The organism is Variovorax sp. OV329 (assembly GCF_900114785.1).
In the GTDB taxonomy this organism is placed as follows: domain Bacteria; phylum Pseudomonadota; class Gammaproteobacteria; order Burkholderiales; family Burkholderiaceae_C; genus Variovorax.
In genome coordinates this window covers 58377-84578 of sequence record NZ_FOUG01000017.1, presented here as the reverse complement: position 1 = coordinate 84578, position 26202 = coordinate 58377, and the positions used below count along the sequence as shown (strand labels likewise).

The 26202-nt window shown below is 66.9% G+C and carries 28 protein-coding genes and 1 other RNA gene; 15 read left to right on the top strand and 14 right to left on the bottom strand.

The window, feature by feature from the left end:
• Positions 1-64: 64 nt before the first annotated feature.
• Positions 65-322, bottom strand: a complete 258-nt coding sequence (locus tag BM345_RS23385; protein ID WP_093384382.1) for a type B 50S ribosomal protein L31 — start codon at positions 320-322, stop codon at positions 65-67.
• 144 nt (positions 323-466) lie between these two features.
• On the opposite strand from BM345_RS23385, the gene BM345_RS23380 reads away from it, so the two are divergent.
• Positions 467-1531 (top strand): oxidoreductase, encoded by a 1065-nt coding sequence (locus BM345_RS23380; protein WP_093384379.1) that lies wholly within the window; start codon positions 467-469, stop codon positions 1529-1531.
• Between the two features lie 55 nt (positions 1532-1586).
• On the opposite strand, the gene rho is transcribed toward BM345_RS23380, so the two are convergent.
• Together rho and trxA are read right to left on the bottom strand one after the other, a co-directional pair.
• Entirely contained in the window at positions 1587-2852 is a 1266-nt protein-coding gene (gene rho / locus BM345_RS23375; RefSeq protein WP_093384377.1) for a transcription termination factor Rho, read from the bottom strand.
• Positions 2853-3052: 200 nt separating this feature from the next.
• Positions 3053-3385 carry a thioredoxin TrxA gene (gene trxA, locus BM345_RS23370; RefSeq protein WP_093384374.1) on the bottom strand — a complete coding sequence of 111 codons (333 nt, stop codon included), beginning with the start codon at positions 3383-3385 and terminating at the stop codon, positions 3053-3055.
• Positions 3386-3548: 163 nt separating this feature from the next.
• On the opposite strand from trxA, the gene BM345_RS23365 reads away from it, so the two are divergent.
• Complete coding sequence (locus BM345_RS23365; RefSeq protein ID WP_093384372.1) at positions 3549-4817, top strand: TIGR03862 family flavoprotein; 1269 nt, start codon at positions 3549-3551, stop codon at positions 4815-4817.
• On the opposite strand, the gene BM345_RS23360 is transcribed toward BM345_RS23365, so the two are convergent.
• The 5 genes from BM345_RS23360 to BM345_RS23340 form a co-directional block, all read right to left on the bottom strand.
• Positions 4806-5198, bottom strand: a complete 393-nt coding sequence (locus BM345_RS23360) for a hypothetical protein (protein WP_093384369.1) — start codon at positions 5196-5198, stop codon at positions 4806-4808. The genes BM345_RS23365 and BM345_RS23360 overlap by 12 nt on opposite strands.
• 45 nt (positions 5199-5243) lie before the next feature.
• Entirely contained in the window at positions 5244-5459 is a 216-nt protein-coding gene (locus BM345_RS23355) for a hypothetical protein (protein WP_093384367.1), read from the bottom strand.
• A gap of 41 nt (positions 5460-5500) precedes the next feature.
• Positions 5501-6496: a cupin-like domain-containing protein gene (locus BM345_RS23350; protein ID WP_093384364.1), complete on the bottom strand. Its 996-nt coding sequence runs from the start codon at positions 6494-6496 to the stop codon at positions 5501-5503.
• A gap of 203 nt (positions 6497-6699) precedes the next feature.
• Positions 6700-6796: signal recognition particle sRNA small type (gene ffs, locus BM345_RS23345), an RNA gene on the bottom strand.
• A 49-nt stretch (positions 6797-6845) separates the two neighbouring features.
• Positions 6846-7964: a zinc metalloprotease gene (locus BM345_RS23340; protein ID WP_093384361.1), complete on the bottom strand. Its 1119-nt coding sequence runs from the start codon at positions 7962-7964 to the stop codon at positions 6846-6848.
• Positions 7965-8081: 117 nt separating this feature from the next.
• On the opposite strand from BM345_RS23340, the gene dnaX reads away from it, so the two are divergent.
• From dnaX to BM345_RS23300, 8 genes are all read left to right on the top strand, one after another.
• Complete coding sequence (gene dnaX, locus BM345_RS23335; protein WP_093384358.1) at positions 8082-9962, top strand: DNA polymerase III subunit gamma/tau; 1881 nt, start codon at positions 8082-8084, stop codon at positions 9960-9962.
• Between the two features lie 55 nt (positions 9963-10017).
• On the top strand, positions 10018-10350 hold the full coding sequence (locus BM345_RS23330; RefSeq protein WP_093384355.1) for a YbaB/EbfC family nucleoid-associated protein: 333 nt from the start codon (positions 10018-10020) through the stop codon (positions 10348-10350).
• 19 nt (positions 10351-10369) lie between these two features.
• Positions 10370-10960 carry a recombination mediator RecR gene (gene recR, locus BM345_RS23325; RefSeq protein WP_093384353.1) on the top strand — a complete coding sequence of 197 codons (591 nt, stop codon included), beginning with the start codon at positions 10370-10372 and terminating at the stop codon, positions 10958-10960.
• A gap of 36 nt (positions 10961-10996) precedes the next feature.
• Positions 10997-11389, top strand: coding sequence for an MAPEG family protein (locus tag BM345_RS23320; RefSeq protein ID WP_093384350.1), 393 nt, complete (start codon positions 10997-10999; stop codon positions 11387-11389).
• 124 nt (positions 11390-11513) lie between these two features.
• Entirely contained in the window at positions 11514-12548 is a 1035-nt protein-coding gene (locus BM345_RS23315; protein WP_093384347.1) for an ABC transporter substrate-binding protein, read from the top strand.
• Positions 12549-12620: 72 nt separating this feature from the next.
• A complete protein-coding gene (locus tag BM345_RS23310) occupies positions 12621-13436 on the top strand; it encodes an ABC transporter ATP-binding protein (protein WP_093384345.1) in 816 nt (271 codons plus the stop codon).
• A gap of 1 nt (position 13437) precedes the next feature.
• Complete coding sequence (locus tag BM345_RS23305; protein ID WP_093384342.1) at positions 13438-14271, top strand: ABC transporter permease; 834 nt, start codon at positions 13438-13440, stop codon at positions 14269-14271.
• A gap of 37 nt (positions 14272-14308) precedes the next feature.
• Entirely contained in the window at positions 14309-15484 is a 1176-nt protein-coding gene (locus tag BM345_RS23300; RefSeq protein WP_093384340.1) for a low temperature requirement protein A, read from the top strand.
• A 24-nt stretch (positions 15485-15508) separates the two neighbouring features.
• Here the strand turns inward: BM345_RS23300 and BM345_RS23295 are convergent, their stop codons facing one another.
• From BM345_RS23295 to gloB, 3 genes are read right to left on the bottom strand one after another with little or no spacing between them, the layout of a single operon-like run.
• Complete coding sequence (locus tag BM345_RS23295; RefSeq protein ID WP_093384337.1) at positions 15509-15859, bottom strand: DUF2200 domain-containing protein; 351 nt, start codon at positions 15857-15859, stop codon at positions 15509-15511.
• 19 nt (positions 15860-15878) lie between these two features.
• Complete coding sequence (locus tag BM345_RS23290) at positions 15879-17423, bottom strand: transglycosylase SLT domain-containing protein (protein WP_093384335.1); 1545 nt, start codon at positions 17421-17423, stop codon at positions 15879-15881.
• On the bottom strand, positions 17420-18205 hold the full coding sequence (gene gloB, locus BM345_RS23285) for a hydroxyacylglutathione hydrolase (RefSeq protein ID WP_093384333.1): 786 nt from the start codon (positions 18203-18205) through the stop codon (positions 17420-17422). The genes BM345_RS23290 and gloB overlap by 4 nt, the downstream gene beginning before the upstream one ends.
• On the opposite strand from gloB, the gene BM345_RS23280 reads away from it, so the two are divergent.
• From BM345_RS23280 to BM345_RS23260, 5 genes are all read left to right on the top strand, one after another.
• A complete protein-coding gene (locus BM345_RS23280) occupies positions 18204-18998 on the top strand; it encodes a class I SAM-dependent methyltransferase (protein ID WP_254789944.1) in 795 nt (264 codons plus the stop codon). The genes gloB and BM345_RS23280 overlap by 2 nt on opposite strands.
• Positions 18989-19984 carry a hypothetical protein gene (locus tag BM345_RS23275; protein WP_093384329.1) on the top strand — a complete coding sequence of 332 codons (996 nt, stop codon included), beginning with the start codon at positions 18989-18991 and terminating at the stop codon, positions 19982-19984. The genes BM345_RS23280 and BM345_RS23275 overlap by 10 nt, the downstream gene beginning before the upstream one ends.
• Positions 19981-21063 carry a hypothetical protein gene (locus BM345_RS23270; protein ID WP_093384326.1) on the top strand — a complete coding sequence of 361 codons (1083 nt, stop codon included), beginning with the start codon at positions 19981-19983 and terminating at the stop codon, positions 21061-21063. Before BM345_RS23275 ends, BM345_RS23270 begins: the two co-directional genes overlap by 4 nt.
• Complete coding sequence (rnhA, locus tag BM345_RS23265; RefSeq protein WP_093384323.1) at positions 21060-21509, top strand: ribonuclease HI; 450 nt, start codon at positions 21060-21062, stop codon at positions 21507-21509. Before BM345_RS23270 ends, rnhA begins: the two co-directional genes overlap by 4 nt.
• 111 nt (positions 21510-21620) lie before the next feature.
• Complete coding sequence (locus tag BM345_RS23260; protein WP_254789942.1) at positions 21621-22985, top strand: M20/M25/M40 family metallo-hydrolase; 1365 nt, start codon at positions 21621-21623, stop codon at positions 22983-22985.
• Between the two features lie 27 nt (positions 22986-23012).
• Here BM345_RS23260 and glp read toward each other — a convergent pair whose 3' ends face one another.
• Genes glp through moaA form a run of 3 tightly spaced genes read right to left on the bottom strand, consistent with a single transcriptional unit; the run spans position 23013 to position 26168 of the window.
• Positions 23013-24323 carry a molybdopterin molybdotransferase MoeA gene (gene glp, locus BM345_RS23255; RefSeq protein ID WP_093384320.1) on the bottom strand — a complete coding sequence of 437 codons (1311 nt, stop codon included), beginning with the start codon at positions 24321-24323 and terminating at the stop codon, positions 23013-23015.
• 3 nt (positions 24324-24326) lie between these two features.
• Entirely contained in the window at positions 24327-24965 is a 639-nt protein-coding gene (gene mobA, locus BM345_RS23250; protein WP_093384318.1) for a molybdenum cofactor guanylyltransferase MobA, read from the bottom strand.
• A 60-nt stretch (positions 24966-25025) separates the two neighbouring features.
• Positions 25026-26168, bottom strand: coding sequence for a GTP 3',8-cyclase MoaA (gene moaA / locus BM345_RS23245; protein WP_093384315.1), 1143 nt, complete (start codon positions 26166-26168; stop codon positions 25026-25028).
• Positions 26169-26202 lie beyond the last annotated feature (34 nt).

Sequence of the window (26202 nt, the reverse complement as noted above, 5' to 3'; positions counted from 1 at the left end):
GATGGCCGGAATGAAAAAGGGCAGCGCGGTGACCCGGGCTGCCCTGGTGCGAGAGGCGCGCGCCTTACTTGGCGGCGGTCTTGCCGAAGCGGTTGCGGAACTTCTCGACGCGGCCACCCATGTTGTCCACCGACTTTTGCGTGCCGGTGTAGAAGGGGTGCGATTCGCTGGAGGTGTCCAGCTTGAACAGGGGCAGTTCGCGGCCGTCGTCGGTCTTGCCCATTTCCTTGGTAGGAACGCAGGAGCGGGTCACGAACTTGAAGCCGTTCGACAGGTCGACGAACAGAACTTCGCGGTAGTTGGGGTGGATGCCTTCTTTCATGGTCTTTCCTTGAGGTCAAATGCGAGAGCCACAGCACGCAAGAACTTGGGAGGCACCCGAACAATTCAGGGACCAAAGCGGCTGCACTTTTCGCTGGTAGCCTTCGATTATCGCATATCGAGCAGATTCCGGAAAGAGAACCTCATGCCCACCCAGCCACCGCTTCGTGTCGGACTCGTCGGCTACGGCTTTGCCGGCCAGACCTTCCACGCGCCCGTGCTTTCGGTCGTCCCGGGCCTCCAGTTGGCCGCGGTCGCCAGCAGCCAGGCCGACAAGGTCCTGGCCGACTGGCCCGGTGCGGCAATCGTGCCCGATGTGGAGGCGCTGATGGCGGCGGATCTGGCCATCGACCTTGTCGTGGTCGCCACGCCCAATGAGGCCCATTTCCCGGTGGCCAAGGCGGCGCTGGCCGCCGGCCGGCACGTGGTGGTCGACAAGCCCTTCACGCTGGACGCGGCGCAGGCGAGCGAACTGGCCGACCTGGCGCGAAGCCGTAGAAAGATTGTGTCCGTCTATCAGAATCGTCGCTTCGATTCGGATTTTCTCACGTTACGCCAAGTGCTGGCGGAGGGCCGGGTCGGCCGTCCCGTCTTCTTCGAGTCCCATTTCGACCGCTACCGCCCCGACGTGCGCGTGCGCTGGCGCGAACAGAAGGTGCCCGGCGCCGGCCTGTGGGTGGACCTGGGCGCGCACCTCATGGACCAGGCGGTGCAGCTCTTCGGCAAGCCCGACACGTTGCAGTTGGACACGGCCGCCTTGCGCGAGGGCGCGTTGGTCGAGGACTATTTCCACGCTGTGCTGCGTTGGGAGCAGGGGCCCCATGCGCCGCTGCGCGCCGTGCTGCACGCCACCACGCTGGCTGCCGACCCCGCGCCGCGCTACATCCTGCACGGAACCCGCGGCAGCTACGTGAAGTACGGCGTCGATCCGCAGGAAGACGCACTGCGAACCGGCGCCAGGCCGGGCGGGGAGGGTTGGGGCGTGGACCCCGAGGATGGCTCGCTGACCCTCATCGGCGATTCCGGCCAGCCCGAAGCAGGCACGGTGCCAACGCTGGCCGGCGACTACACGCGCTACTACGCGGCGGTGCGCGACGCCATCGCCGGCACCGGGCCGGCACCGGTCACGCCCGAGCAGGCCGTCCAGCTGATGGAACTGCTGGACCTGGGCCGCCGCAGCGCGGAAGAGGGCCGGGCCCTCCCGACCTGAAAAGAAAAATGCCCGCAGCGCGAGCGGCGGGCATTTCTCTCTGAAGGCGAGGGCGTTATCCGCCGCGACGCATCATGTCGAAGAATTCGACATTCGTCTTCGTGGCCTTCATGTTCTTGAGCATGAGTTCCATCGCCTCGATCTCGTCCATGTTGTACATGAGCTGGCGAAGGATCCGGGTCTTCTGAAGAATCTCAGGCGGCAGCAGCAACTCTTCGCGGCGGGTGCCGCTGCGGTTGAGCTGGATCGAGGGGAACACGCGCTTTTCGTACAGGCGGCGGTCCAGGTGGATTTCGGAGTTGCCGGTGCCCTTGAACTCTTCGAAGATCACTTCGTCCATGCGGCTGCCGGTGTCGATGAGCGCGGTGCCGATGATGGTCAGCGAGCCGCCTTCTTCCACGTTGCGGGCAGCGCCCAGGAAGCGCTTGGGACGCTGCAGCGCATTGGAGTCCACGCCGCCGGTGAGCACCTTGCCCGAAGAGGGCACGACGTTGTTGTAGGCGCGGGCCAGGCGGGTGATGGAGTCCAGCAGGATCACCACGTCCTTCTTGAGCTCGACCAGGCGCTTGGCGCGCTCGATCACCATCTCGGCCACGTGCACGTGGCGGGCGGCGGGCTCGTCGAAGGTGGAGGCAATGACCTCGCCCTTGACGGTGCGCTGCATTTCCGTCACTTCTTCCGGGCGCTCGTCCACCAGCAGCACCATCATGTGCACCTCGGGGTAGTTGGCGCTGATGGCGTGGGCGATGTGCTGCATCATCACCGTCTTGCCGCTCTTGGGCGGCGCCACCAGCAGGGCGCGCTGGCCTTTGCCGATGGGGGCGATGATGTCGATGATGCGGCCGGTGATGTTCTCGTCGCCCTTGAAGTTGTCGCGCTCCAGACGCATCAGCTGCTTGGGGAACAGCGGCGTCAGGTTCTCGAACATCACCTTGTGCTTGTTCTGCTCCGGCGGGCCGCCGTTCACCGAATCGAGCTTGGTGAGTGCGAAGTAGCGTTCGCCATCCTTGGGGATGCGCACCTCGCCCTCGATCATGTCGCCGGTGTGCAGGTTGAAGCGGCGCACCTGGCTGGGGCTGATGTAGATGTCATCGGTGCTGGCCGTGAAGCTGGTGTCGGGGCTGCGCAGGAAGCCGAAGCCGTCGGGCAGGATCTCGAGCACGCCGTCGGCGAACACCTGTTCGCCGGCCTTCGCGCGCTTCTTGATGATGCCGAACATCAACTCCTGCTTGCGCATGCGGCCGACGTTTTCGATCTCGAGCGCTTCGGCTTGCTTGAGGACTTCAGACACGTGCAGTGCCTTGAGTTCGTTTAAGTGCATGGAATGTCCCCTTGAGCGGGGCAGTCTGACGAAAAACGGGGGGAGGTTTGAGCAAGAGGCGAGAGATGCCTCTCAAACCGGGGAATTCGAACCGGGCCTGGCCGGCGATTCGTGCTGATTATGACAGCAAAAAAAGCGAGGGGGTAAGGAAGTAAGACGAAAGTGCCGGCGCGTTGCGCGCCGGCATCATGGGCATGCGATCAGGCGAGTTGCTGGTCGATGAAGGCCGTGAGTTGCGCCTTGCTCATCGCGCCCACCTTGGTGGCAGCCAACTGGCCGTCCTTGAACAGCATCAGCGTCGGGATGCCGCGAATGCCGAACTTGGCGGGGATGTCGCGGTTCTCGTCGACGTTCATCTTCGCGACGGTGAGCTTGCCTTCGTAGGTGCTCGATACCTCGTCGAGGATGGGCGCGATCATCTTGCACGGACCGCACCATTCGGCCCAGTAGTCCACCAGCACGGGCGTGCCGGACTTGAGCACATCGGCTTCGAAGGAGGAGTCGGAAATGTGTTTGATGAGATCAGTGGCCATTGGAATAGTCCTTTTGCGCGAGGCTGCGCGGCAGTGTGGAAGGTGCCGCTAAAGTGCAGGCCATTGTGACAGAAACCAAGTATCGGCGTGCCGGCCCGCAGGCTATGGCAGCCATAGCGGAAAGCTTGCCGCCAGGCGGGCCGCGACGCCGGTGCGAAGCCCGATGAAATCCTCTTCTTCCGTTGTCGCCGTCATCGGCGGCGGTCCCGCAGGCCTGATGGCCGCCGAGACCCTGGCCGCCGCGGGCGCCCAGGTGCAACTCTTCGATGCGATGCCCTCGGTGGGCCGCAAGTTCCTGCTGGCCGGCCGTGGGGGGCTGAACCTCACGCATTCGGAGCCCGCTGCACGCTTTGCATCGCGCTTCGGCGAGCGAAGCGCGCAGATCGGCCCATGGCTGGATGCCTTCGGTTCGCATCAGTTGCGCGAGTGGGCGCACGGCCTGGGCATCCAGACCTTCGTGGGCACCTCCGGCCGCGTCTTCCCCGCGGACATGAAAGCCGCGCCTCTGTTGCGCGCCTGGCTGCACCGCCTGAGGGCGTCTGGCGTTCAGTTCCACATGCGGCACCGCTGGCTGGGTGGACTCGAGGCGCCTTCCGATGCGTCCATGCCAGGCCGGACCCTGCGCTTCGCGACGCCGGCCGGCGAGACCGCCCTCCGTGCCGATGCGGTCGTCCTGGCCCTGGGCGGCGGCAGCTGGTCGCGCCTTGGATCGGATGGTGCCTGGGTGCCGTGGCTGGCCGACCTGGGCATCGACGTGGCGCCGGTGCTGCCGGCCAACTGCGGCTTCGACGTGGGCTGGAGCAACTACTTCGCGGAGCGCTTTGCCGGCCAGCCCTTCAAATCGGTTGCCATCGAGTTCCGCGATTCGCGTGGCCGCCAGTTCGAGCGCAGGAAGGGCGAGTTCGTCGCCACCGCCACCGGCGTCGAGGGCAGCCTGATCTACGCCGCATCCGGCTTGCTGCGCGACGAGATCGCCGCCAGCGGCAGTGCCACCTTGACGCTGGACCTGCTGCCCGACCGCAGCGCCGCGCAGGTGCTCGCCGAAGCCACGCATCCGCGCGGCTCGCGCTCGGTGTCCGGGCACCTGAAGGGTCGCCTGGGCCTGGATGGCGTCAAGGCCGCGCTGCTGCATGAAGTGCTGGGGCGCGACGGCATGCACGACATGGAGAAGGTGGCCGACGGCATCAAGGCCCTGCCGATCAGGCTGGTGGCGCCACGTCCGGTCGACGAGGCCATCAGCAGTGCGGGTGGTGTCCGCCTCGAGGCGTTGGACGCGGGCCTCATGGCGCATGCGGTGCCGGGCGTGTTCTGCGCAGGCGAGATGCTGGACTGGGAGGCGCCCACCGGTGGCTACCTGATCACCGCCAGCATGGCCAGCGGCGTCGTGGCCGCCCGCGGCGCGTTGCGGTGGCTGGAGCGCTCAGGGCGCTAGGTCTTCGTCGTCCTGGCCCTGCTGCCTGGCAAAGCGCCGTTCGGCGGCGTCGAGGTGATTGTTCAACACGTGCGCAATGATGTTGATGCCCAGGCCGGCAAACAGGGCGGGCAGCAGGTACAGCGCCACCGACACTTCGCCCGCGAACAGCGCGTCATCGAAGCGCGAGGGCGAGCGCGCCGCCGCCTGCGAGAGCTTCTGCAGCACGTAGACGTCGAAGCCCGCGATGGCGATGAGCGCAAAGCCCAGCAGGAGCACCGTGCGCCTGGAGATGGCCCGCTTGAGCATGAGCATCGCGTAGATGCCGAAGGGCAGCACCACTGAGCCCAGCATCAGGAACCAGAAACGCGCTTCGAGAAAGATGGAGTTGGCGTGTTGCATGCGGTCATTGCCGACCGCGCACCCGGCGGTCCCTCGGCGGCAATCCTACGCCCGCAGATGAGCGGGCAGCCTGTCGAAGTCGGCACGCGTCATCGCCACTGTCCTGAACGAGAAGCTCGCGATGTCGGCCTTGTAGAAATCGGGCACCGATGCCGGGTCCAGGTAGATCTCACGGTGGGGGCCTGCCACCGCGTAGAAAGGCAGCTTGCAGAAATGGTGCGTCCAGAGTGCCTTCAACTGGGCGACGAGTTGCCCGGCCATGTTTGCAGTACCCGGTGCGGACGAGGAAGCGGCGACCGACATCAGGCCGTGGGAATGCGAATGTTCAGCTGGCGTGCGGAAGGCTCAGGTGCAGCCTCCGCAGAAGTCGGCGACATCAGCCTGGGCAGCACCAGCGCCTTCGCGACCCCGGGCGCGCGATCCTGCAGCCATTCGCATACCGACATGACGGCATTTGCCGCGTGCAGCCTCAATCGCAGCGGCGTCTTGCGCCTGGACCCCGAAACCTCGGCCACGAAGCCATCCCAGTTCGAGCGGTCCAGCATGTTGGTGCACACCGAGATCGAGGTGGATGCGGCACGGGCCGAGTGCCACCACTTGCACGGCACGAACACCATGTCGCCCGGACCCAGCATCGCGCGGTAGGGCGTGGCCTTCTCCAGCAGTGGAAAACGCTCGCGGTCCTGCTGGATCGGATTGTCGACCTCGGATTGATTGGCGAACTCGCCCGGATAGAGATAGGCCCCGTCGGCCGGCGCGAAGACCACGAACTCCTTCTCGCCGTAGATCTGCGTGATGAAGGCATGCGAGTTCTCGCCGTCGTAATGCATGACCGGGAACTTGCTGCCCACGCCGCCGATGAGCAGCTTCAGGTAGCCGTCCGGCCGATGCCACTTCTCGGGCATCAGGGGGCTCGCGTGGCGGCCTGGAAATGCGTACTTGTTCTGCGGGATGACGTCCGGCAGCAGCTCGGGCAGGATCTCGTGCAGGAAGCTGCGGAACATGTATGGCCCAGGGCGTGCGTCGCTCGATCCGACCACTGCGTCGATGAAGGCATCGAAGGGCATGCTCTCGGTGTAGCTGACGGCCACCGGCTTGGACCCGAAGCGCTCCTTGAAGTACTGCGGCGTCCATTTGCGCATTGCGGCCCACTCGGGTGCCACGCCGGTGATGACCACCGGCCGCCCGGCCCTCACGTAGCGCTGGAGGTAGGCCTCGTAGGAAAGGCTGGAGGCCGCGACGCGTTCGAGCTCGATCCACGCAGCCGCGACCCGGCCGCTTCCATCGGCAGAAGACATGGTGTCACTCTTGGAGTTATTGTAACTTTTGCATTACACGTCCCGCGCAAGGGCTTGTCCAGTGGACAAGGCCTTGGGAGAGACCCTAGTCCTTGCGGCAAAGGCGCGCGCGCCCTCGGCGCCGGGTCGATTTCGACCGGCGTGGGCTTACAACTTGGACGCGGAGAATGCACCCAGCGAGAACCGCTGGACGATGAGAAGAGGTTGACGAGCCTTACCCCCGGCACTGACTACGCAGTTAGGGCTGCTTGGTTCCCCACCTGACCCGGTTGGCCGCTTCACCATGCGGGGAGGCCCGTCAGCCCCCATTGTAGGCGAGGTGCCGCAGGGGTCGGCCGAGGTGGCCGGATTACCAGACCTGGATCGAGGTTTCCGCCGCCGCGTCCGCGTAGTACAGCCGCACGCCAACCTGGTAGCGCCGGCCCTTCTGCAGCCGCAGCGTGACCTTGGCATTGAGGTCGCTGCCGCTGTCGTCGCTTTCGGCCACCTGCGTGCGGCTGCCGTCCGCGGCCACTTCGAACAGCACCAGCACCGTGTCCGACACGCCGAAGGTGCCGATGTTGTAGCTGCGGGTGCGCGTGGGTGCGAATTCGAACAGGCGCGTCTCGCCCTGCTTGAGCTTGAGCAGTTGCGACAGGCCCACCTTCAACTGGCTCACCTGCGGTGGCTTGATGCCGGGGTACGACTCCTGCACCCAGGACTTGTCCGCTGCCGAGAGGCCGCCCTTGGGCATCAGCCCGGCCTGGTAGTTGGGCGGGGCCTGGATCAGGCCGGCCTCGAACTGGTATTCCATCACCGAGTCCGGGTCCCAGTTGGTGCCCTTGACCTCTGCCACCGGGATCTTGCGCAGGATGTTCCAGTCGATCTGCGATTGCTGCCAGTTGTTGGGCGGCCCGCTGAAATAGTCGAGCACCGCCTGCGTATTCCAGGTGATGCCGGCGTTGGGATTCTGGTGCTCGTGCTCCAGTCCCAGGCTGTGGCCGATCTCGTGCAGCGCGGTGTCGCGGCCGTAGGGCGTGTTCAGCGCCCAGCCGAAGTTCATGGTGCGCTGCGACGGGTCCTTCACGTTGAGCACGTCGCGCCCCACGTACGACCACGAGCCGTCGCTCGGGTCGAAGCCGATGCGCACCATCGCGTCTCCGGGCTGCGCCACCTTGCGAAAGCTCAGGCCGATGCCCAGGGCCGCCCAGCCCTGGAAGGCCGTGTCGACCTCGGCCACGTCGGTGTTGCTGCCGAACCAGGCCGAGGGCACCGCATCGCCCTTCTTGTAGCAGTAGTAGCTCAGCTCGGTGCCCACCACCCATTTCTTGCTGGCCGCGATGATGGCCGAGGCGCGCCCCGCGGGCACGCTCGGGTCCAACTGCCGCGGTATCTGCACCGGCTGCGCGCAGTAGCGGCGCGGGCCGGTGCCGGCGGCGGCCGCTGTTGCGGCGGGAGTGCGGGAGCGCTTGCGCGGGGCTGCAGCCATGGTCAACCTCCTCCGTGGTCTACGAACCATGCTAGGCGAGCAGGTCTGGCCCTTCATCTGAAGAACGGTCTACGCCGGTCCGGAAAAAGGGATAGGCGCGCCGCCTAAAATGCGCCGATGGCCTATCTCGTGCTCGCCCGCAAACACCGTCCGAAGAACTTCAACGAGATGGTCGGGCAGGAGCACGTGGTCCAGGCGCTGGCCAATGCCCTGGGCACCCAGCGCCTGCACCATGCCTACCTGTTCACCGGCACCCGGGGCGTGGGCAAGACCACGGTCTCGCGCATCCTGGCCAAGTCGCTCAACTGCCAGGGCCCCGACGGCAACGGCGGCATCACCGCCACGCCCTGCGGCGTCTGCCAGGCCTGCCGCGACATCGATTCGGGCCGCTTCGTCGACTACACCGAGCTCGACGCCGCCTCCAACCGCGGTGTGGACGAGGTGCAGCAACTGCTCGAGCAAGCCGTCTACAAGCCGGTGCAGGGCCGCTTCAAGGTCTTCATGATCGACGAAGTGCACATGCTCACCAACACCGCGTTCAACGCGATGCTCAAGACGCTGGAAGAGCCGCCCGAATACCTCAAGTTCGTGCTGGCCACCACCGATCCGCAGAAAGTGCCCGTCACGGTGCTCTCGCGCTGCCTGCAGTTCAACCTGCGGCCGATGGCGCCCGAGACCATCCTGGAGCACCTGACCCACGTGCTGTCCGGCGAAGGCGTGCCGGCCGAGACGTCCTCGCTGCGCCTGCTGGCGCGTGCGGCGCGCGGCTCGATGCGCGACGCGCTCTCGCTCACCGACCAGGCCATCGCCTACGGCAACGGCGAGCTGACCGAAACCGGCGTGCGCCAGATGCTGGGCAGTGTGGATCGCGGCCATGTGTTCCGCCTGATCGACGCGCTGGCGCAGGGCGACGGCAAGACCGTGGTCGAGATCTCCGAAGGGCTGCGGCGCGACGGACTGTCGGCCGCTTCCACGCTGGAAGAGATGACGTCCGTGCTGCAGTCCATGGCCGTGCTGCAGGCCGTGCCCGGCCGCGCTGCCGCCCTGGACCCGGCGGACGCCGAAGCCGCCGAGATGGCGCGCCTCGCGGCCGGGATGGCGCCCGAAGAGACGCAACTGCTCTACAGCCTTTGCCTGCACGGCCGCGGCGAACTGGGGCTGGCGCCCGACGAATACGCGGCGCTCACCATGGTGCTGCTGCGGCCGCTGGCCTTCAAGCCCACGGGCACCGCGGAAAAAAAAACTCTGAATGAGGCTGCGCCGGCCGTCCGGCGCCTGAATTCCGAGGCAGCGGTCCCGCCGCCGCCCGCACCCGCACCTTCACCCGTGCCGCCACCGCGCGAGCCGGAGCTTCCGGTGCAGGAGCCAGACCCGACGCCCGAGCCGGTGCGCGAGCCGGTCGAGGAGCCGCCGGCGCACATGGCGGCCGACCTGGACGAGGCGCCGCCACCCCCGGGCCAGCGCTTGCGCGTGCTCGACGCGCCGCAGGCGCGCCCGTCGGCCGCCTCCGACACCAACGCAACCGCCAGGGTGCAGGCCATGCCGCTGCGCGTGCAGGGCACGGCCGGCATGCGCGACATCCCGCAGGCCGCGGCCTCCGCGCCCATCGAGCCGAGCGAGGAGGGCGATTTCTGGTATGCCACGGTCTCCAGCATGGTGTCGCAGGAACTCATCGGCGCGCTGACCCGCGAGCTGGCGCTGCAGTCGCAACTGGTGGGGCGCGACGAGGACCAGTGGCTCCTGCGGGTCGAGCGCGAATCGCTGGGGCAGTCGGGCAGCCGCGATAAATTGGCCAATGCGCTGTCGGCCATCGGCCATTCCGTCAAAATCGCGATCGAGATCGGCGCGGTGGGCGACAGCCCGGCCCGCCGCAACAAGCTGGCCGCCGAGGCGCGCCAGCGGGCGGCGGAAGAGGCGATCCACGGCGATCCGCTGGTGCAGGCGATGATGCGCGACTTCGATGCGCGCATCGTGCCTGGCAGCCTGCGGCCCGTCTGAGCCGCGCGGGCATTCCTCCTTTTTCTTTCATCCATTCAACTTCAGGACTCAGATCATGTTCAACAAGGGACAACTCGCCGGCCTCATGAAGCAGGCGCAGGCCATGCAGGACAACCTCAAGAAGGCCCAGGAAGAACTGGCCAACATCGAGGTCGAGGGCGAATCCGGCGCCGGCCTGGTCAAGGTGGTGATGACCTGCAAGCACGACGTCAAGCGCGTGAGCATCGACCCCAGCCTGCTGGCCGACGACAAGGACATGCTGGAAGACCTGGTGGCCGCTGCCTTCAACGCCGCGGTGCGCAAGGCCGAGGAGACCAGCGAGCAGAAGATGGGCAAGATCACCGCCGGCATGCCCGGCCTGCCGGCCGGCATGAAGCTGCCCTTCTGAGAGAAGGCCCGCGCACTGAATGGCCGATTCCGGTTCGCTAGATGCCCTGGTCGAGGCGCTGCGCCGCCTCCCGGGGGTGGGCGTCAAGTCGGCCTCGCGCATGGCTTTCCACCTGCTGCAGCATGACCGCGACGGCGCGCAGCTGCTCTCGCGCGCCCTGCAGCAGGCCTCGCTCAACGTACGCCACTGCGAGCGCTGCAACACCTTCACCGAGGCGCCGGTGTGCAATGTCTGCCTCGATCCCCGCCGCGACGCAACCAAGCTGTGCGTGGTCGAGACGCCGGCCGACCAGGCGGCGCTCGAGCGCACCGGGGCCTTCCGCGGCTACTACTTCGTCCTCATGGGCAAGCTCAGCCCGCTGGACGGCATCGGGCCCAACGAGATCGGGCTGGCGCGGCTTTTCGAGCGTGCGCTCGACGGGCAGGTGAGCGAGGTCATCCTGGCCACCAACTTCACCGCCGAGGGCGAAGCCACGGCGCACGTCATCGGCGAAGCGCTGAGGCAGCGCGGCCTCACGGTCACGCGCCTGGCGCGCGGCGTGCCCGCCGGCAGCGAGCTGGAATACGTGGACCTGGGCACCATCGCCCACGCCCTGGTGGACCGGCGCTGAAGGCGCCTTCGTCGTTGCAGGAACAAGGAGACTGACGTGGATTTCTCCAGACTGACTCTGGCCTACTGGTGCGTGCTGGCGGCGGCGCTCTTGCCCTACCTCAGCGCCTACATCGGCAAGGCGGGCGGCTTCGGCCCGCGCGACAACCAGCAGCCGCGCGAATGGGCCACGCGCCAGAGCGGATGGCGGGCCCGCGCCCTGGCCGCGCAGGCCAACGGCTTCGAGGGGCTGGCCTTCTTCATCGGCGCCGTGCTCATCGCGCACCAGCTCGGCTACAACCAGGCGCGCGTGGACCTCTTCGCACTGGCCTATGTGCTGCTGCGCGTGGTCTACGTCGGCATGTACGTGGCGGGGCGAGGCAGCCTGCGCAGCGCTGTCTGGGCGCTCGCATTTCTGGTGAACATCGCCATCCTCTTCATCGGCGCCTGAGCCTTTGAAAACGTGGTCTTCGTGCTTACGTAAAAACCCGCACGGGATGTTCCTGATGCCGTGACATAGAGCGCCACCTAAGCTGGGTCGGCCCTCAACAGTCACGGCCTCTGGCTCCTGTCGCATGCTCAATCGCCGCAGCTTCGTTTCTGCCTCTGCCGCCGCGGCAGCTTCCATCGCAGTCCCGGCGCTCTACGCCCAACCCAAGCTCGAGAAAACCAAGGTCGCCATCTCGGTAGGCGGCAAGGCCGCGTTCTACTACCTGCCGCTGACGATCTCCGAGCAGCTGGGCTATTTCAAAGCCGAAGGCCTGGACGTGGAGATCTCCGACTTCGCCGGCGGCGCGCGTGCGCTGCAGGCCCTGGTCGGCGGTTCGGCCGACGTGTGTTCCGGCGCCTACGAGCACACCATCAACCTGCAGGCCAAGAACCAGTTCCTGCAGTCCATCGTGCTGCAGGGGCGTGCGCCGCAGATCGCGATGGGCGTGTCCACCAAGAACATGGCCAGCTACTCCACGCTGGCCGACCTCAAGGGCAAGAAGATCGGCGTTTCCGCGCCGGGCTCCTCGACCAACATGGTGGCCAACCTGGTGCTCTCGCGCGCGAACATCAAGCCTGCCGACGTGAGCTACGTCGGCGTGGGCGTGGCCGCCGGCGCGCTCACGGCGCTGCGCTCGGGCCAGATCGACGCCATCAGCAACACCGACCCGGTGATGACCATGCTGGAGCAGAAGGGCGACGTGAAGATCATCAGCGACACGCGCACCCTCAAGGGCACGCAGGAGGTGTTCGGCGGGCCCATGCCGGCGGCTTGCCTCTACACCTCGGCCGACTTCATGCAGAAGAACCCCAACACCTGCCAGGCGCTGGCCAATGCGATCGTGCATGGTCTCAAGTGGCTGCAGACGGCCGGGCCCGGCGACATCATCAAGACCGTGCCCGAGACCTACCTGCTGGGCGACCGGGCGCTGTACCTGGCTTCCTTCGACAAGATCCGCGAGGCCATCGCCATCGACGGCGTGATGCCGGCCGCCGGCCCCAAGACCGCGCTCACGGCGCTGGCCAGCTTCGACAACACCATCAAGGCCGACAAGATCGAACTGGGCCGCACCTACACCAACGACTTCGCCTCCCGCGCCAAGGAGCGCTTCAAGGCCTGATGCAATGGCAACTGCACACCGCCCGGCCCCTGTGCCGGGCGTTTTCGTTTCTGAACCTCCGCGATAACTGACATGTCCGACTACGCGCTCGAACTGCTAGACATCCAGTGCACCTTCCGGTCCAAGGACGACCACTCCCAGCGCTACACCGCGGTGGCCGACACCACGCTGCGCGTGCGCGAGGGCGAGTTCGTGTCGGTGGTCGGGCCCACGGGCTGCGGCAAGTCGACGCTGCTGAACGTGGGCGCCGGCCTGTTGGCGCCCTCGTCGGGCATGGTGAAGGTGTTCGGCCAGCAACTCTCAGGAATCAACTCGCGCGCCGGCTACATGTTCCAGACCGAGGCGCTCATGCCTTGGCGCAGCGCGCTGGACAACGTGGCGGTGGGCCTGCAGTACCGCGGCATGAGCAAGACGGATGCGAGGCAGGAAGCGCAGCAGTGGCTGTCCCGCGTGGGCCTGTCGGGCTTCGGCGACCGCTATCCGCACCAGCTCTCGGGCGGCATGCGCAAGCGAACCGCGCTGGCGCAGACGCTGGCGCTGGACCCGGACATCATCCTCATGGACGAGCCCTTCAGCGCGCTGGACATCCAGACGCGGCAGCTGATGGAGAACGAGGTGCTCGCCCTGTGGGCCGCCAAGCGCAAGGCCGTGCTCTTCATCACGCACGACCTGGACGAGGCCATCGCCATGAGCGACCGCGTGGTGGTGCTCTCGGCCGGCCCGGCCACGCGTCCCATCGGCGAGTTCACCATCGACCTGGCGCGACCGCGCGACGTGGCCGAGGTGCGGACCCATCCGCGCTTCGTGGAGCTGCATACGCAGATCTGGGGCGTGCTGCGCGACGAGGTTCTCAAGGGCTACGAACAGCAGTTGAGGAAGGCGGCCTGAGATGAGCCTTCGACCCAACGAACGCAATGCGCGCCCATGGCAGATCGCACTGCTGGTGCTGCTGCTGGTGCTGTGGCACCTGGCCGCGCGCAGCGACAAGATCGCCTTCTTCTTCGGCCAGCCCATCGGGGTGCTGGGCCGCATCTGGAGCTGGTTCGTGCCGCTGAGCGTGGCACCCAACCTGCTCTTTCCCGATGGCCTGGCGGGCAATGCCGATATCTACCTGCACCTGGGCACCACGCTGCTGGAGACGGTGCTGGCCTTCGCCATCGGCACGGTGCTGGGACTGGCCTGCGGGCTGTGGCTGGCGCTGTCGCCCGCGGCCGGCCTGATCCTGGACCCCTACATCAAGGCTGCCAACTCGATGCCGCGCGTGATCCTCGCGCCCATCTTCGGCCTGTGGTTCGGCCTGGGCATCTGGAGCAAGGTGGCCCTGGCCGTCACGCTGGTGTTCTTCATCGTCTTCTTCAACGTCTACCAGGGCGTGCGCGAGGTGAGCCCCACGGTGCTGGCCAACGCGAAGATGCTGGGCGCTAACCAGCGCCAGTTGCTGCGCACGGTGTATCTGCCCAGCGCCACCAGCTGGGTGTTCTCCAGCCTGCACACCTCGGTGGGCCTGGCCTTCGTGGGCGCGGTGGTGGGCGAGTACCTGGGCTCGGCGCGCGGCGTGGGCTACCTGATCCTGCAGGCCGAGGGCACCTTCGACGTCAACACGGTCTTTGCTGGCATCATCGTGCTCACCGCCTTCGCGCTGGTGCTCGATGGCGTGGTGGGTCTCATCGAACGGCGGCTCATGACCTGGCAGCCGCAGGCGGGAGAGACCGAGAAGCTCTGAAGAACAAAGAAAATTCCGCGCCGGAGGAGGGCGCACCATGGCCACTGCACGCCACGCATTCCTTCGCTCGCGCGATTCCGCGGCACGGGTCTCGAACGAAGAGTTGTTCTTCGACCTGGTCTACGTCTTCGCGGTCACCCAGCTCTCGCACTACCTGCTCGACCACCTCACGCTGCTGGGTGCGCTGCAGACCCTGGTGATGTGGTTTGCCGTGTGGCTGGGCTGGCAATACACCGCCTGGACCACCAACTGGTTCGACCCAGGCGCGCTGCCCATGCGCGGCGCGTTGTTCTCGATCATGCTGCTGGCGCTGGTGATGGCCTCGGCGCTGCCCGAGGCCTTCGGCGAGCGCGGCCTGGTGTTCGCGCTGTGCTTCGCCGTCATCCAGGTCGGGCGCACCGCCGGCATGCTGCTGGCGGTGGGCCGGGGCAGCCCGCTGATGCCGAACTTCAGGCGCCTGCTGGCCTGGAACTGCGTGGCTGCGGTGTTCTGGATCGGCGGTGCCTTCGCCCACGGCGAATGGCGCCTGGCGCTGTGGTTCATCGCGGTGCTGGCGGAGTACGTGTCGCCCATGTTCGGGCTGCCGTTTCCAGGCCTCGGCCGTTCCAGCACGGCCGAGTGGACCATCGACGGCGGCCACCTGGCCGAACGCTGCCAGCTCTTCGTGATCGTGGCGCTGGGCGAGTCGGTGCTGGCCAGCGGGGTGGCCTTCGGCCATCACCATGCCTGGCATCTTGCGGAACTCGCGGCCTTCCTGGTGGGCTTCGTCGGCAGCATCGCCATGTGGTGGATGTACTTCGACACCAGCAGCAAGGAGGCCGCGCACGTCATCGAGCACTCCCACGACCCGGGGCGCATCGGCGCGCGCTTCCACTACACGCACGTGATCCTGCTGGCCGGCATCATCGTCTCGGCAGTGGCGGACGAACTGGTGATCGCCGAAGGCGGCCACCATGCCCAGTGGGCGCAGGTCGGTGCGCTGCTGGGCGGTCCGGCCCTCTACCTCTTCGGCAACGCGCTCTTCAAGCGGGTGGTGTTCGGCTTCCTGCCGCAGTCGCACGTGGGCGGGCTCGTGGTGCTGGCGTTGCTGGTGTTCGCGGCACCGCACTTGAGCATCTTCGCGCTGGGCACGGCGACCACCGCGGTCATGGTGGCCGTGGCCGTGCTGGAGTCGGTGTGGCGGCGGCGGCATCTGCGCCATTCGGCGCACTGAAGTCCGCGGTAGAAAAGGTCCTGGCTAGCTGCGCAGGATCTTGTCCATCGGCTTGCCCTTGGCGAGCTCGTCGACGAGCTTGTCCAGCCAGCGGATCCGGCGCATCAGCGGGTCTTCGATCTCCTCGACACGAATGCCGCAGACGACGCCCTTGATCTGAGTCGCATTCGGATGCAGGGCCGGGGCCTGTGCGAAGAAGCTTTCGAAGTCGCTCTGCAGTTCGACCTGCCGTGCCAGTCCGGCCTCGTCATAGCCCGTCAGCCAGCGGATGACCTGGTCGACTTCTTCCTTCGTGCGGCCCTTGCGCTGCGCCTTCTGGATGTACAGCGGATAGACCTTGGCAAAGGGCATCGCGAAGATTCGATGCTTGTCCATGGCCGCTGCTTTCCCGTCCTCAGCGCTTCTTCTTCGAGGGCGTGCCGCCCCGCGCCGTCTTGGAGATGGCCGGCTTGGCGCTTGCCGCGCTCTTGACGGCCGGCGCACGCTGGCTGGTGGCCTTTGCCTTGCTGCTGCCACCGCTGCCGCTGCCGACCTTGGCCCCGGCATTGGCCCGCACCGGCAGGTACACCACCACCGCGATGCCACGCTTGAACACGTGGTTGGCGGCCACAGAGTTCCAGTCGGCCACGCTGGCGGGGCTGAGCTTGTATCGGCGCGCGATGCTGGACACGCTGTCGGAGCGGCCGGCCGTCACGGTGGTGCGGCGGGTGACGATCTCGGGCTGGAAGCTCAGCGTGCCGTTCTCGGCCACCACCGCGGCCACGTCTTCCTGCTCGCGCGCCGAGCGCGGCACGATCAGCGTGGAGCCGCTCTTGATGAGCATGCGCGGCGGGATGTTGTTGATGCTGCGCAGATCGGCTTCGCTCATGCCCGTGCGCTGCGCGGCATCGGCCACGGTGATGGTGCCGGGCACGGTCCAGGTGGTCCAGCTGGCGTACTGGCCTTCCGTGTAGGCGGTGAAGTTGCGCTCGAACACCGCCGCGTTGTCCCAGGGCAGCAGGAGGTCGGTGGTGGTGCTGGCCAGCAGGATGGGCTTGTGCGCCGCCGGGTTGAGCGCGCGGAAGTCCTCGATGCGCACGTCCGCCATCTTGGCCGCGAGCGTGACGTCGATGTCGCGCTTGAGGGCCACCGTCTGGAAGTAGGGGTGGTTGGCGATGTAGGGCAGGTCGGCGCCGTAGCGGTCCGGGTTGGCCACGATGTTCTTCACCGCCTGCAGCTTGGGCACGTAGTTGCGCGTTTCGGCCGGCATGTTCAGGTCGGTGTAGCCGGTGGGAAGGCCGGCGCGCTGGTTGCGCTGGATGGCGCGGCCCACGTTGCCCTCGCCCCAGTTGTAGGCGGCCAGGGCCAGCTGCCAGTCGCCGAACATGCCGTACAGGCGCTGCAGGTAGTCGAGCGCGGCGCGGGTGGAGGCGATGACGTCGCGGCGATCGTCGCGGAACAGGTTCTGCTTGAGGTCGTAGTCCGTGCCGGTGGCGGGCATGAACTGCCACATGCCGGCCGCGCGCGCGCTGGAGACGGCCTGCGGGTTGAAGGCGCTCTCGATGTAGGGCAGCAGCGCCAGCTCGGTGGGCATGTTGCGCCGCTCCAGCTCCTCGACGATGTGGAAGATGTACTTGCTGGAGCGCTCGGTCATGCGCTGGATGTAGTCGGGGCGCGTGGCATACCACTGCTCCTGGGTGCGCACCAGGTCGCTGTCCAGGTTGGGCATGGCGAAGCCGCGGCGGATGCGGTCCCACATGTCGGCCGGGGGCGCCATCAGGGCCACGCTGCGCGAGCCGGGCTGGCTGGCGGCGGGAAGGATGGGCTGGAGCGGGCCGGAAGGAACGAGGGCGGGGCCGGCGGCCGCCTCGGTGGTGCCGGCGGGCGGGGCGGAGCCGGGGGTGGCGCAACCCGCCAGGAGGAGCGAGAAGGCCAGGCCGGCAGCGATCAGAAACTTCATCGAAATTCGTTTTTCCATTGGCGCAGCGCGGCGAAGACTTCGGCGTCGGCGGCCTGGGGGTCCAGTCCCGCATGGGCCTGGATCGCCTGGCGCACGGATGCCTCGCGGCTGCGCAAGAAGGGATTGATGGAACGCTCGGTGTCCATGCGCGATGGCAGGGTCGGCGTGCCCCGGTCGCGCAGTGACTGGCACTGCGCCAGGTACTGAGTCAACTCGGCGTTGCCGGGTTCCACCGCCTTGGCGAAGCGCAGGTTTCCAAGTGTGTACTCATGGGCGCAGCATACGCGCGTGTCGGCCGGCAGCGCGGCCAGCGCGTCGAGCGAAGCCAGCATCTGGCGCGGCGTGCCTTCGAAGAGACGCCCGCAGCCACCGGAGAACAGCGTGTCGCCGCAAAAGAGCAAGGGAGTGCCGTCCCATGCTGCATGGGCCGGCAGGAAATAGGCGATGTGGCCGGCCGTGTGACCGGGCACGTCCAGCACCTGGAAGGTCAGGCCCAGCACTTGCGTGCTGTCACCCTCGGCCAGCGGCTGGTAAGGTTCCGGAATGGTCTCGCCCGCCGGGCCGAAGACAGGGGCGCCGGTGGCGTTGCGAAGTTCGTCGACGCCGCCGACATGATCGGCGTGGTGGTGGGTGACTAGAATCGCGGCCAGCTTCAGATTGTCGCGGGCCAGTGCTTCGGTCACCGGCCTGGCGTCGCCGGGGTCCACCACGATCGCGCCGACCCCATCGTGCAGCATCCAGATGTAGTTGTCGGCAAAAGCGGGCAGCGGAACGAGGGTCATGAGCGGTCAAATTATAGGTTTGCAGGATTGGTTCGAGACCCCACCGGGACGCTATCTGCTCGGATGGGAGCAAGCCCAATTCGACCAGGTGGTGGCGGACGTGTTCGGCTACCACGCGCTGCAGCTGGGCCTGGCCGAGGTGGACGCCCTGCGCAGCAACCGCATGCCGCGGCGTTGGCTGGCCACCGAGCGGCCTTCGGTGCTGCGGCCCTCGGCGCTGCTCACCGACTTCACGGCGCTGCCTTTTCCGGCCAACAGCCTGGACCTGGTGGTGCTGCCGCACGCGCTGGAGTTGAGCCCCGACCCGCACGCGACGCTGCGCGAAGTGGAGCGGGTGCTGGTGCCCGACGGCCGCGTGGTGATCTGCGGATTGAACCCGACCAGCCTGTGGGGCATGCGCCAGCGGCGCGCCCGCCTTTACCAGCGGCTGGGCTTCGGCGAGCTGTTCCTGCCCGATGCGGGCGAATTCATCGGCTACTGGCGCATGCGGGACTGGCTGCGGCTGCTCGACTTCGAGGTGGAATCGGGCACCTTCGGCCTGTACCGGCCCGCGGTGCGCAGCCAGTCGTGGCTGGAGCGCTTCCGCTGGCTCGACAAGGCCGGCGAGCGCTGGTGGCCCATCTTCGGCGCGGTGTATTTCATCGTGGCTGTGAAGCGGGTGCGCGGCATGACCCTGCTGCAGGCCGATTGGAAGCGCAAGCCGGCTATTGCCGCCGCGCCGGTGGCGGTGGCCAACCGAAGCCAGCAACGGCAAGGCGCACAGAAGAAATTGGAAAGGGAGGAATGCTGTTGAAACTACTGAAAGTCATCGCACTGTTCCTTGTGTCGGGCTTGGTGCTGACCGGGAACGCGTTCGGTCAAATCCGCTTGCACCCGGCTCCTAACGCGACCTCGCTGCCGGTAGCAGCCTATCAAAATATCCCCGTCCAGAATTTCAGGGCGCTGGTCGTTGGGGCGTTTGAGGCGTCGCAGTTTTCGCTGACCGGTATCCGGCGCGCGAACGACGAGCAGGCTCAATACGAGTTTTCCTATGCAATCCCGATGAGCACGGGCATCAGGAAGGTCCCGCTGATCTTGCGGGTCGATGAAAATCTCGACAAAGGCAAGAAGTGCGCAAGCTGTTTTTTGCGATACACAACCTTGCAGGATTTCGCTTCTCTCAGTGTGCTTTCCTGGATGGACCAATACGAGCTGAGCAGTCGCTTGTTTCCGGCGATCGATCTCGCGTATGCCAAGATCCGAGTCGATGGGCGGCGATTCATGGAACAGGAAGCCGGTTTCAACTACAAGAACCAGTGGCAAGGAGAAGTGAATCGCTATGGCAACTCCGTTGTCGGCTTGGGCTCGGCCGATTTCAGGGCCATCGTCGTGGACTCCTATCGCGACGCCGGGTTTGTCTTCCTGGAAGAGGGAAAGGACGGTTCTCGGCCTGCCTTTGCCAGTTTGAAGTTTTCGTTTCCCATCGATCCACAGCAGCCCCGAGGTGTTGAGTACAAGGTGGGTCTCGCCGGTCAACTGGACTCCGATGGCCTATGCAATCCCTGCGAGATGATGGAGCTCTACGATCCCCACCAGTCGCTGCCGCCGGTGGGCCTGTCAGGCATGCAGAGTCGGTTGACGCTCGAATCGCGCTTCAGCGCTGCGCGGGCACTTGCCTTTGAGAAACTCAAGGTCGCCACCGAGCGATACTTGCGTCCCAGAAGCACGTTCGTCACTCCGCCGAAGCCGGCGCCTCTCGGGTCGCCACGGCCTCCGATTCCTTCGCCTGTCGTGACATGAAGGGCTTCCCTCGGACGAAGGATGAAAGCGCGGGTCTCCTGCCCCACCATCCGGCTTTCGACGGCGTTCTGATTTTCGGCACGCTGGTGTTGGCCCTGAGCCTGGGAGCATTGGCGTCAGTTTCCTCGACTGCGCTTCTGGTGGTGGTTCTGGTCGACATATGGCTCTTTGCCAATCCGCATGTGGTGGCCACATTCACGCGAATCACCTCTAGCGCTGCCGATGTCAGGCGGCATCGATTCCTCATCTTTGGCCTGCCTGCGCTCGTGCTCGCCGGAGTGGTGCTCGTCGCCTTGGCTTACGAAGTGGCCGGACTGTTCACTCTCTATTTCATCGCGCAGTGCTATCACGTGACTCGTCAGTCCTTCGGCATCGCAAGGTCTTACAGGCGTGCAAGCGGGACGCCCTTCGCAACGGACGGGTCGGCGGATGCGCTGATTTACATGGTGCCTGCGTGGGGAGTGCTCGCACGTTGTGCGCAGGCGCCTCGGGAGTTCCTGGGCTACCCGATTGGACTTCCTGTCGTCTCCACGGGCTTCGTCGATGCGGTGGGACTTGTGACGATCGCCTGCGGTGCGTGGTGGTTGCAGCGACGATTCCGCGCCGCCATGACGGGGACATTAGATTGGCGGCACGACACTTTCGTGGCCTCACATGTCTGTGTCTCCCTTGCAGCCTACGTGTGGATCGCTGACATCACGCTGGGGTGGCTGGTGCTCAACATCTGGCACAACGCTCAGTACCTTCTCTTTGTCTGGGTGCAGAACATTCGGCGCGTGCAGCAAGACGAGGGCAATGCAAGTGCCGGGGCCAAGTTCACCGATTTGCGGAGGAACGCGGTCAGGTATGGCGGCGTTTGCCTGCTGGTAGGCGCTGCGCTGTTCCAGATACTCGATTGGATGGGTAGCCAGTTGCTCTGGCTTGGCCTTCCAACCGTGCTCATTGCGCACTTCACCTTGAACTTTCATCACTATCTGGTCGACGGCGTGATTTGGAAACGGCGTAGCGCCGTTCGCGCGAGACCATGGCCCACAGGCGCCAAGCAGACGCCGCTAGACACACACGGAAAAATCAATTGACGGAAGTGCAGATCTACACCGACGGCGCCTGCAAGGGAAACCCGGGCCCGGGCGGATGGGGCGCATGGCTCAAGGCCGGCGCCGCCGAGAAGGAATTGTTCGGCGGCGAACTCAACACCACCAACAACCGCATGGAGCTGACCGCGGTGATCGAGGGCCTGGCCGCGCTCAAGCGGCCGTGCAAGGTGGTGCTGTACCTGGACAGCCAGTATGTGCGCCAGGGCATCACCGAATGGATCCGCGGCTGGAAGGCCAAGGGCTGGATCACCTCCACCAAGCAGCCGGTGAAGAACGTCGAGCTGTGGAAGCGCCTGGACGAACTGGTCAGCAAGGGTGGCCACCAGATCGAGTGGCGCTGGGTCAAGGGCCACTCGGGCAACCCGGGCAACGAGCGCGCCGACATGCTCGCCAACAAGGGCGTGGACAAGGCGCTGGGCCGCATCTGAACAACACCCGGGTCCGTTTGCGGCCCTGAAAAGAAGAAAGGCCTTCCGGCCATGGCCTGCCTGTGCCATGGTCAGGTGCCAACACAAAGTTCGATCAAGGAGGAACACAAGATGATTTGCAAGCCCATGGGCCGCCCGCTGGCGGCTGTCTCCCTGGCCACCGTTGCGCTGCTTGCCAGCGCGGTGACATCGGCCCAGACCCTCAACGCAGTCGCGCCCACGCCCTCGCAGGTGCGGCCGGCGGTCGAGCAGGCCTACACGCAGCTGATGGCCGCGCCGCAGGTGCAGAAGCTGCTGGAAGCGGTGAAGGCCGACCACGAGCGCTCCGTCGAAGACCTGAAGATGCTCACCGAGATCGAGGCGCCGCCCTTCAAGGAGCAGAAGCGCGCCGAAGCCTTCCTGGCCCGCATGAAGGCGCTCGGCCTCGCCGACGCCAGGATCGACACCGAAGGCAACGTGGTGGGCGTGCGCAAGGGCAGCGGCAGCGGCCCCAAGCTGGTCATCTCCGCGCACCTGGACACGGTGTTCCCCGCCGGCACCGACGTGAAGGTGAAGGAGCGCGACGGCAAGCTGTATGCGCCCGGCATTTCGGACGACACGCGCGGCCTCTCGGTGCTGCTTTCGTGGCTGAAGGTGCTCAACGACAACCAGGTGAAGACCGTGGGCGACCTGGTCTTCGTCGGCAACGTGGGCGAGGAGGAACTGGGCAACCTGCGCGGCATGAAGCACCTCTTCGCCGAGCACCGCGACATCGACGGCATGGTGGGCCTGGAGCCGGTGGCCGATGGCGGCGTGCTCATCCTGGGCACGGGCAGCCATCGCTACGAGTTCAACTTCAAGGGCCCCGGCGGCCACAGCTTCGGCGCCTTCGGCGAAGTGCCCAGTGCCATCCACGGCATGGGCCGCGCCATTGCCAAGATCGCCGACATCCAGACGCCCAGCGACCCCAAGACCACCTTCACCGTGGGTACGGTGGCGGGCGGCACCTCGGTCAACACCATCGCGCCGGATGCGCGCATGGCGGTGGACATCCGCTCCAACCAGATGGCGCCGCTCTTGGAGACCGAGAAGAAGGTGCTCGCCGCCGTCGACCAGGCGGTGGTCGAAGAGAACAAGCGCTGGAACGTCAACACCCTCAGCGTGAGCAACAAGCTGATCGGCGACCGGCCGGGCGGCATGACCGCGGCGGACTCGGTGATCGTCGAGGCGGCCGTGCGCTCCAACACCGCCTTCGGCCAGAAGACGGTGCTGACCGGCGCCAGCACGGACGCCAACTTGCCCATGTCGCTGGGCGTGCCGGCCATCATCATCGGTGGCGGCGGCAAGACCGGCGGCTTCCACGCGCTGACCGAATGGATCGACGTCACCGACGGCTGGAAGGGCGCGCAGAACTCGCTGGTGACGGTGCTGGGCCTGGTGGGGGTGCAGGGCGTGTCGCAGCCGCTGCTGGAAAAGCGCCCGCCGCGCGCACGCTGAGCGGGGCCGTCGAGAGAGCGAGGGCGCCTAGATGGCGCCCTCGAACATCATCACGTCCACTTCCTCGCCGGGCGCGACGTTGCCCTGGCCGTGGTGCAGCACCACCAGGCCGTTGGCCTCGACCATGGAACTGAGCACGCCCGAGCCCTGGTTGCCGGCGATGCGCACCTCGGGCAGCCCGCCCGGCACCTGGGTGACCCAGCCGCGCTGGTACTCGGTGCGGCCCGGCTTCTTGCGGATGGCCATGGTGCTGCGCGCACGCAGCAGCGGCGCGGGTGCGCCGGCCGTTTCGTTGCAGCCCATCATGCGAAGCAGGGCGGGGCGCACGAAGGCCAGGAAGGTGACCATCACCGCCACCGGATTGCCCGGCAGGCCGAAGAGCACGGCCGGTTGGCTGGCCTTGTCCTGCCTGGGAATGAGGCCGACTGCCATGGGCCGGCCCGGCCGCATCGCCACGCGCCAGAAGGCCATGTCGCCCAGGCGCTTCATCACGGCGCGCGTGTGGTCGGCTTCGCCCACGCTCACGCCGCCGCTGGTGATGATGGCGTCCGCCTCGTTGGCGGCACGCTGCAGCGTGGCTTCCAGCGTGGCCGGATCGTCGCGCACCAGGCCGAGGTCGATGACCTCGCAGCCGAGGCGCCGCAGCAGGCCGAAGACGGTGTAGCGGTTGCTGTCGAATACGGCGCCTTCGCGCGGCGATTCGCCCACGCTGAGGATCTCGTCGCCGGTGGAAAAGTAGGCCACGCGCAGGCGCCGCAGCACCGGCACGCGCGGCAGGCCCAGGCTTCCGGCCATGCCCAGCGCCGCGGGCGTGAAGCGGTCGCCGCGGCGCAGGGCCGGCTCGCCCTGGCGCAGGTCCTCGCCGGCCCGGCGGCGGTTGTCGCCGCGCCGTAGCGCCTTGGCGGGAAAGCGTACGGTGTCGCCTTCGACGGTGCAGAACTCCTGCGGGATCACGGTGTCGAGGCCCTCGGGCATCACCGCGCCGGTCATGATCTTGACCGACTCGCCAGCGCCCACCGTGCCGCGCCAGGCCGCGCCCGCGAATGCGGTGGCGATCACGCGCAGCTCGATCTCCTGATCGGGCCCGGCTGCATCCAGCACGGCGCCATCCAGGGCGAAGCCATCCATGGCCGAGTTGTCGTGCGGCGGCACGTTGAAGGGCGAGACGATGTCCTCGGCCAGCACGCGGTCCAGCGCGTCGAACAGGGCGGCTTCCTCGCGCTGCGTGATGATGGCCGGCTGCACCATCTTTGCCAGGAAGGACTGCACGCCGTCCACGCCCAGCGCCTTGGGGTCGTAGCCGGCCAGCTGCGCGGCGATTTCTTCGATGCGGGTCATGCGTCAGGTGCCGGGGCGCTGCTGCTCGAGTGCGCGCAGCTCGGCCAGCGTGTTGGCGTTGAAGAAGGCCTGGGACGCGTCGCCTTCGCGGTCGAAGGGCACTTCCACCGTCTTGTGCGTGGCCGTCCAGGCGTCGATCTTGCGGCCGCCGCCCTGGGTGAAGCGCACCAGGCTTTCCAGCAGGTCGGCGCGCAGCAGGCAGAACACCGGCTGGGTGCGCATCTGCACGCTGCCGTCGCGCGAAGGCTCGGCGCCGCTCGCCATGGCGATGTCGGCGTCCTCGCGAGACACGGCCTCGGCCAGTCGCGCGGCCAGGTCGGTGGGGAACAGGGGCGTGTCGCAGGGCACGGTGAGCAGCCAGGGCGTCTCGCAGTTCTCCAGCCCCACCAGGAAGCCTGCGAGCGGGCCGGCATAGTCGGCCAGGCCATCGGGCCAGACAGGCGTGCCGAAGGATTCGTAGGCCGCGAGGTTGCGGTTGGCGTTGATCATGGTGTGGCCCACCTGCGGCGCCAGGCGCAGCAGCGCGTTCAGGGCCAGCGGCGTGCCGTTGAAGTTCTGCAGGCCCTTGTCCACGCCGCCCATGCGCGTTCCGCGCCCGCCGGCCAGCACCAGGCCGGTGATGTCGTCTGCTGTGATTTGCATGCCTCGTGTTTTAGCAGGACGCGCGGGCCCATCGGCCCTCGCGAAGCGTTCGCTGTGGGGTCATCCGCCGATGTAGCTCATCTCGACGCGTCGTGCGCCCGGTGCGCCGCTGTCGTCGGGCGCGAGCTGGCTGCGCAGTTCCGAATAGCGGTCGGCGCGGCCCTGCCAGATGTGGCCGATGGCCGAAGCGATGTCCTCGTCGCTGGCCTGTTCCTCGCGCAGCAGCGGGCGCAGGTCGTGGCCGCCGCTGGCGAACAGGCACAGGTAGAGCTTGCCTTCGGTCGACAGCCGCGCGCGCGTGCAGTCGTGGCAGAAGGCCTGGGTCACGCTGCTGATCACGCCGACCTCGCCCAGGGCGGGGTCGTGCCCGCCATCGGCGCCCGCGTAGCCCCAGCGCTGCGCGGTCTCGCCCGGCGCGGTGGCTTCCAGCGGCACCAACGGGAATTCCTTGGCGATGCGGCGCACCACCTCAGCCGAGGGCAGCACCTCGTCCATGCGCCAGCCGTTGGTGGCGCCCACGTCCATGTACTCGATGAAGCGCAGCACGATGCCGGTGCCGCGGAAGCGCCGCGCCATCGGCAGGATCTCGTTCTCGTTGGTGCCGCGCTTGACCACCATGTTGACCTTGATCGGCCCCAGGCCGGCCGCGTGCGCGGCGTCCATGCCGGCCAGCACCTGGGCCACCGGGAAGTCGACGTCGTTCATGCTGCGGAAGACCGTGTCGTCCAGCCCGTCCAGGCTGACGGTGACGCGCTGCAGGCCGGCGTCCTTCAAGGCCTGCGCCTTGCGCGCCAGCAGCGAGCCGTTGGTGGTCAGCGTCAGGTCCAGCGACTTGCCGTCGGGCGTGCGCAGTTGCGCCAACTGCTCGATCAGGAGCTCGATGTTCTTGCGCAGCAGCGGCTCGCCGCCGGTGAGCCGGATCTTGTGCACGCCGTGGGCCGCGAAGATACGCGCCAGCCGCGTGATCTCCTCGAAGCTCAGCAGCGAGCTGTGCGGCAGGTAGGGGTAGTCCTTGTCGAAGACTTCCTTGGGCATGCAGTAGCTGCAGCGGAAATTGCAGCGGTCGGTGACGCTGATGCGCAGGTCCGTCAGCGGCCGCCCCAGTTGGTCGAGCAGCAAGCCGCTGGTGGGCACGGCCTGTGTCGGCACGGCCGCGCGGCGGGCGCGGCCGAGGTCGGCGATGGGGATGACGGCTTGCGGCATGTCAGGACAGTTTTAGTGCATGCGTGGGAAGAGC

Bases quoted from the DNA above. Each gene is read 5' to 3' on its own strand.
- BM345_RS23385 (WP_093384382.1), bottom strand. From the start codon at position 322: ATGAAAGAAGGCATCCACCCCAACTACCGCGAAGTTCTGTTCGTCGAC.
- BM345_RS23380 (WP_093384379.1), top strand. From the start codon at position 467: ATGCCCACCCAGCCACCGCTTCGTGTCGGACTCGTCGGCTACGGCTTT.
- rho (WP_093384377.1), bottom strand. From the start codon at position 2,852: ATGCACTTAAACGAACTCAAGGCACTGCACGTGTCTGAAGTCCTCAAG.
- trxA (WP_093384374.1), bottom strand. From the start codon at position 3,385: ATGGCCACTGATCTCATCAAACACATTTCCGACTCCTCCTTCGAAGCC.
- BM345_RS23365 (WP_093384372.1), top strand. From the start codon at position 3,549: ATGAAATCCTCTTCTTCCGTTGTCGCCGTCATCGGCGGCGGTCCCGCA.
- BM345_RS23360 (WP_093384369.1), bottom strand. From the start codon at position 5,198: ATGCAACACGCCAACTCCATCTTTCTCGAAGCGCGTTTCTGGTTCCTG.
- BM345_RS23355 (WP_093384367.1), bottom strand. From the start codon at position 5,459: ATGGCCGGGCAACTCGTCGCCCAGTTGAAGGCACTCTGGACGCACCAT.
- BM345_RS23350 (WP_093384364.1), bottom strand. From the start codon at position 6,496: ATGTCTTCTGCCGATGGAAGCGGCCGGGTCGCGGCTGCGTGGATCGAG.
- BM345_RS23340 (WP_093384361.1), bottom strand. From the start codon at position 7,964: ATGGCTGCAGCCCCGCGCAAGCGCTCCCGCACTCCCGCCGCAACAGCG.
- dnaX (WP_093384358.1), top strand. From the start codon at position 8,082: ATGGCCTATCTCGTGCTCGCCCGCAAACACCGTCCGAAGAACTTCAAC.
- BM345_RS23330 (WP_093384355.1), top strand. From the start codon at position 10,018: ATGTTCAACAAGGGACAACTCGCCGGCCTCATGAAGCAGGCGCAGGCC.
- recR (WP_093384353.1), top strand. From the start codon at position 10,370: ATGGCCGATTCCGGTTCGCTAGATGCCCTGGTCGAGGCGCTGCGCCGC.
- BM345_RS23315 (WP_093384347.1), top strand. From the start codon at position 11,514: ATGCTCAATCGCCGCAGCTTCGTTTCTGCCTCTGCCGCCGCGGCAGCT.
- BM345_RS23310 (WP_093384345.1), top strand. From the start codon at position 12,621: ATGTCCGACTACGCGCTCGAACTGCTAGACATCCAGTGCACCTTCCGG.
- BM345_RS23305 (WP_093384342.1), top strand. From the start codon at position 13,438: ATGAGCCTTCGACCCAACGAACGCAATGCGCGCCCATGGCAGATCGCA.
- BM345_RS23300 (WP_093384340.1), top strand. From the start codon at position 14,309: ATGGCCACTGCACGCCACGCATTCCTTCGCTCGCGCGATTCCGCGGCA.
- BM345_RS23295 (WP_093384337.1), bottom strand. From the start codon at position 15,859: ATGGACAAGCATCGAATCTTCGCGATGCCCTTTGCCAAGGTCTATCCG.
- BM345_RS23290 (WP_093384335.1), bottom strand. From the start codon at position 17,423: ATGAAGTTTCTGATCGCTGCCGGCCTGGCCTTCTCGCTCCTCCTGGCG.
- BM345_RS23280 (WP_254789944.1), top strand. From the start codon at position 18,204: ATGAGCGGTCAAATTATAGGTTTGCAGGATTGGTTCGAGACCCCACCG.
- gloB (WP_093384333.1), bottom strand. From the start codon at position 18,205: ATGACCCTCGTTCCGCTGCCCGCTTTTGCCGACAACTACATCTGGATG.
- BM345_RS23275 (WP_093384329.1), top strand. From the start codon at position 18,989: ATGCTGTTGAAACTACTGAAAGTCATCGCACTGTTCCTTGTGTCGGGC.
- BM345_RS23270 (WP_093384326.1), top strand. From the start codon at position 19,981: ATGAAGGGCTTCCCTCGGACGAAGGATGAAAGCGCGGGTCTCCTGCCC.
- BM345_RS23260 (WP_254789942.1), top strand. From the start codon at position 21,621: ATGATTTGCAAGCCCATGGGCCGCCCGCTGGCGGCTGTCTCCCTGGCC.
- glp (WP_093384320.1), bottom strand. From the start codon at position 24,323: ATGACCCGCATCGAAGAAATCGCCGCGCAGCTGGCCGGCTACGACCCC.
- mobA (WP_093384318.1), bottom strand. From the start codon at position 24,965: ATGCAAATCACAGCAGACGACATCACCGGCCTGGTGCTGGCCGGCGGG.
- moaA (WP_093384315.1), bottom strand. From the start codon at position 26,168: ATGCCGCAAGCCGTCATCCCCATCGCCGACCTCGGCCGCGCCCGCCGC.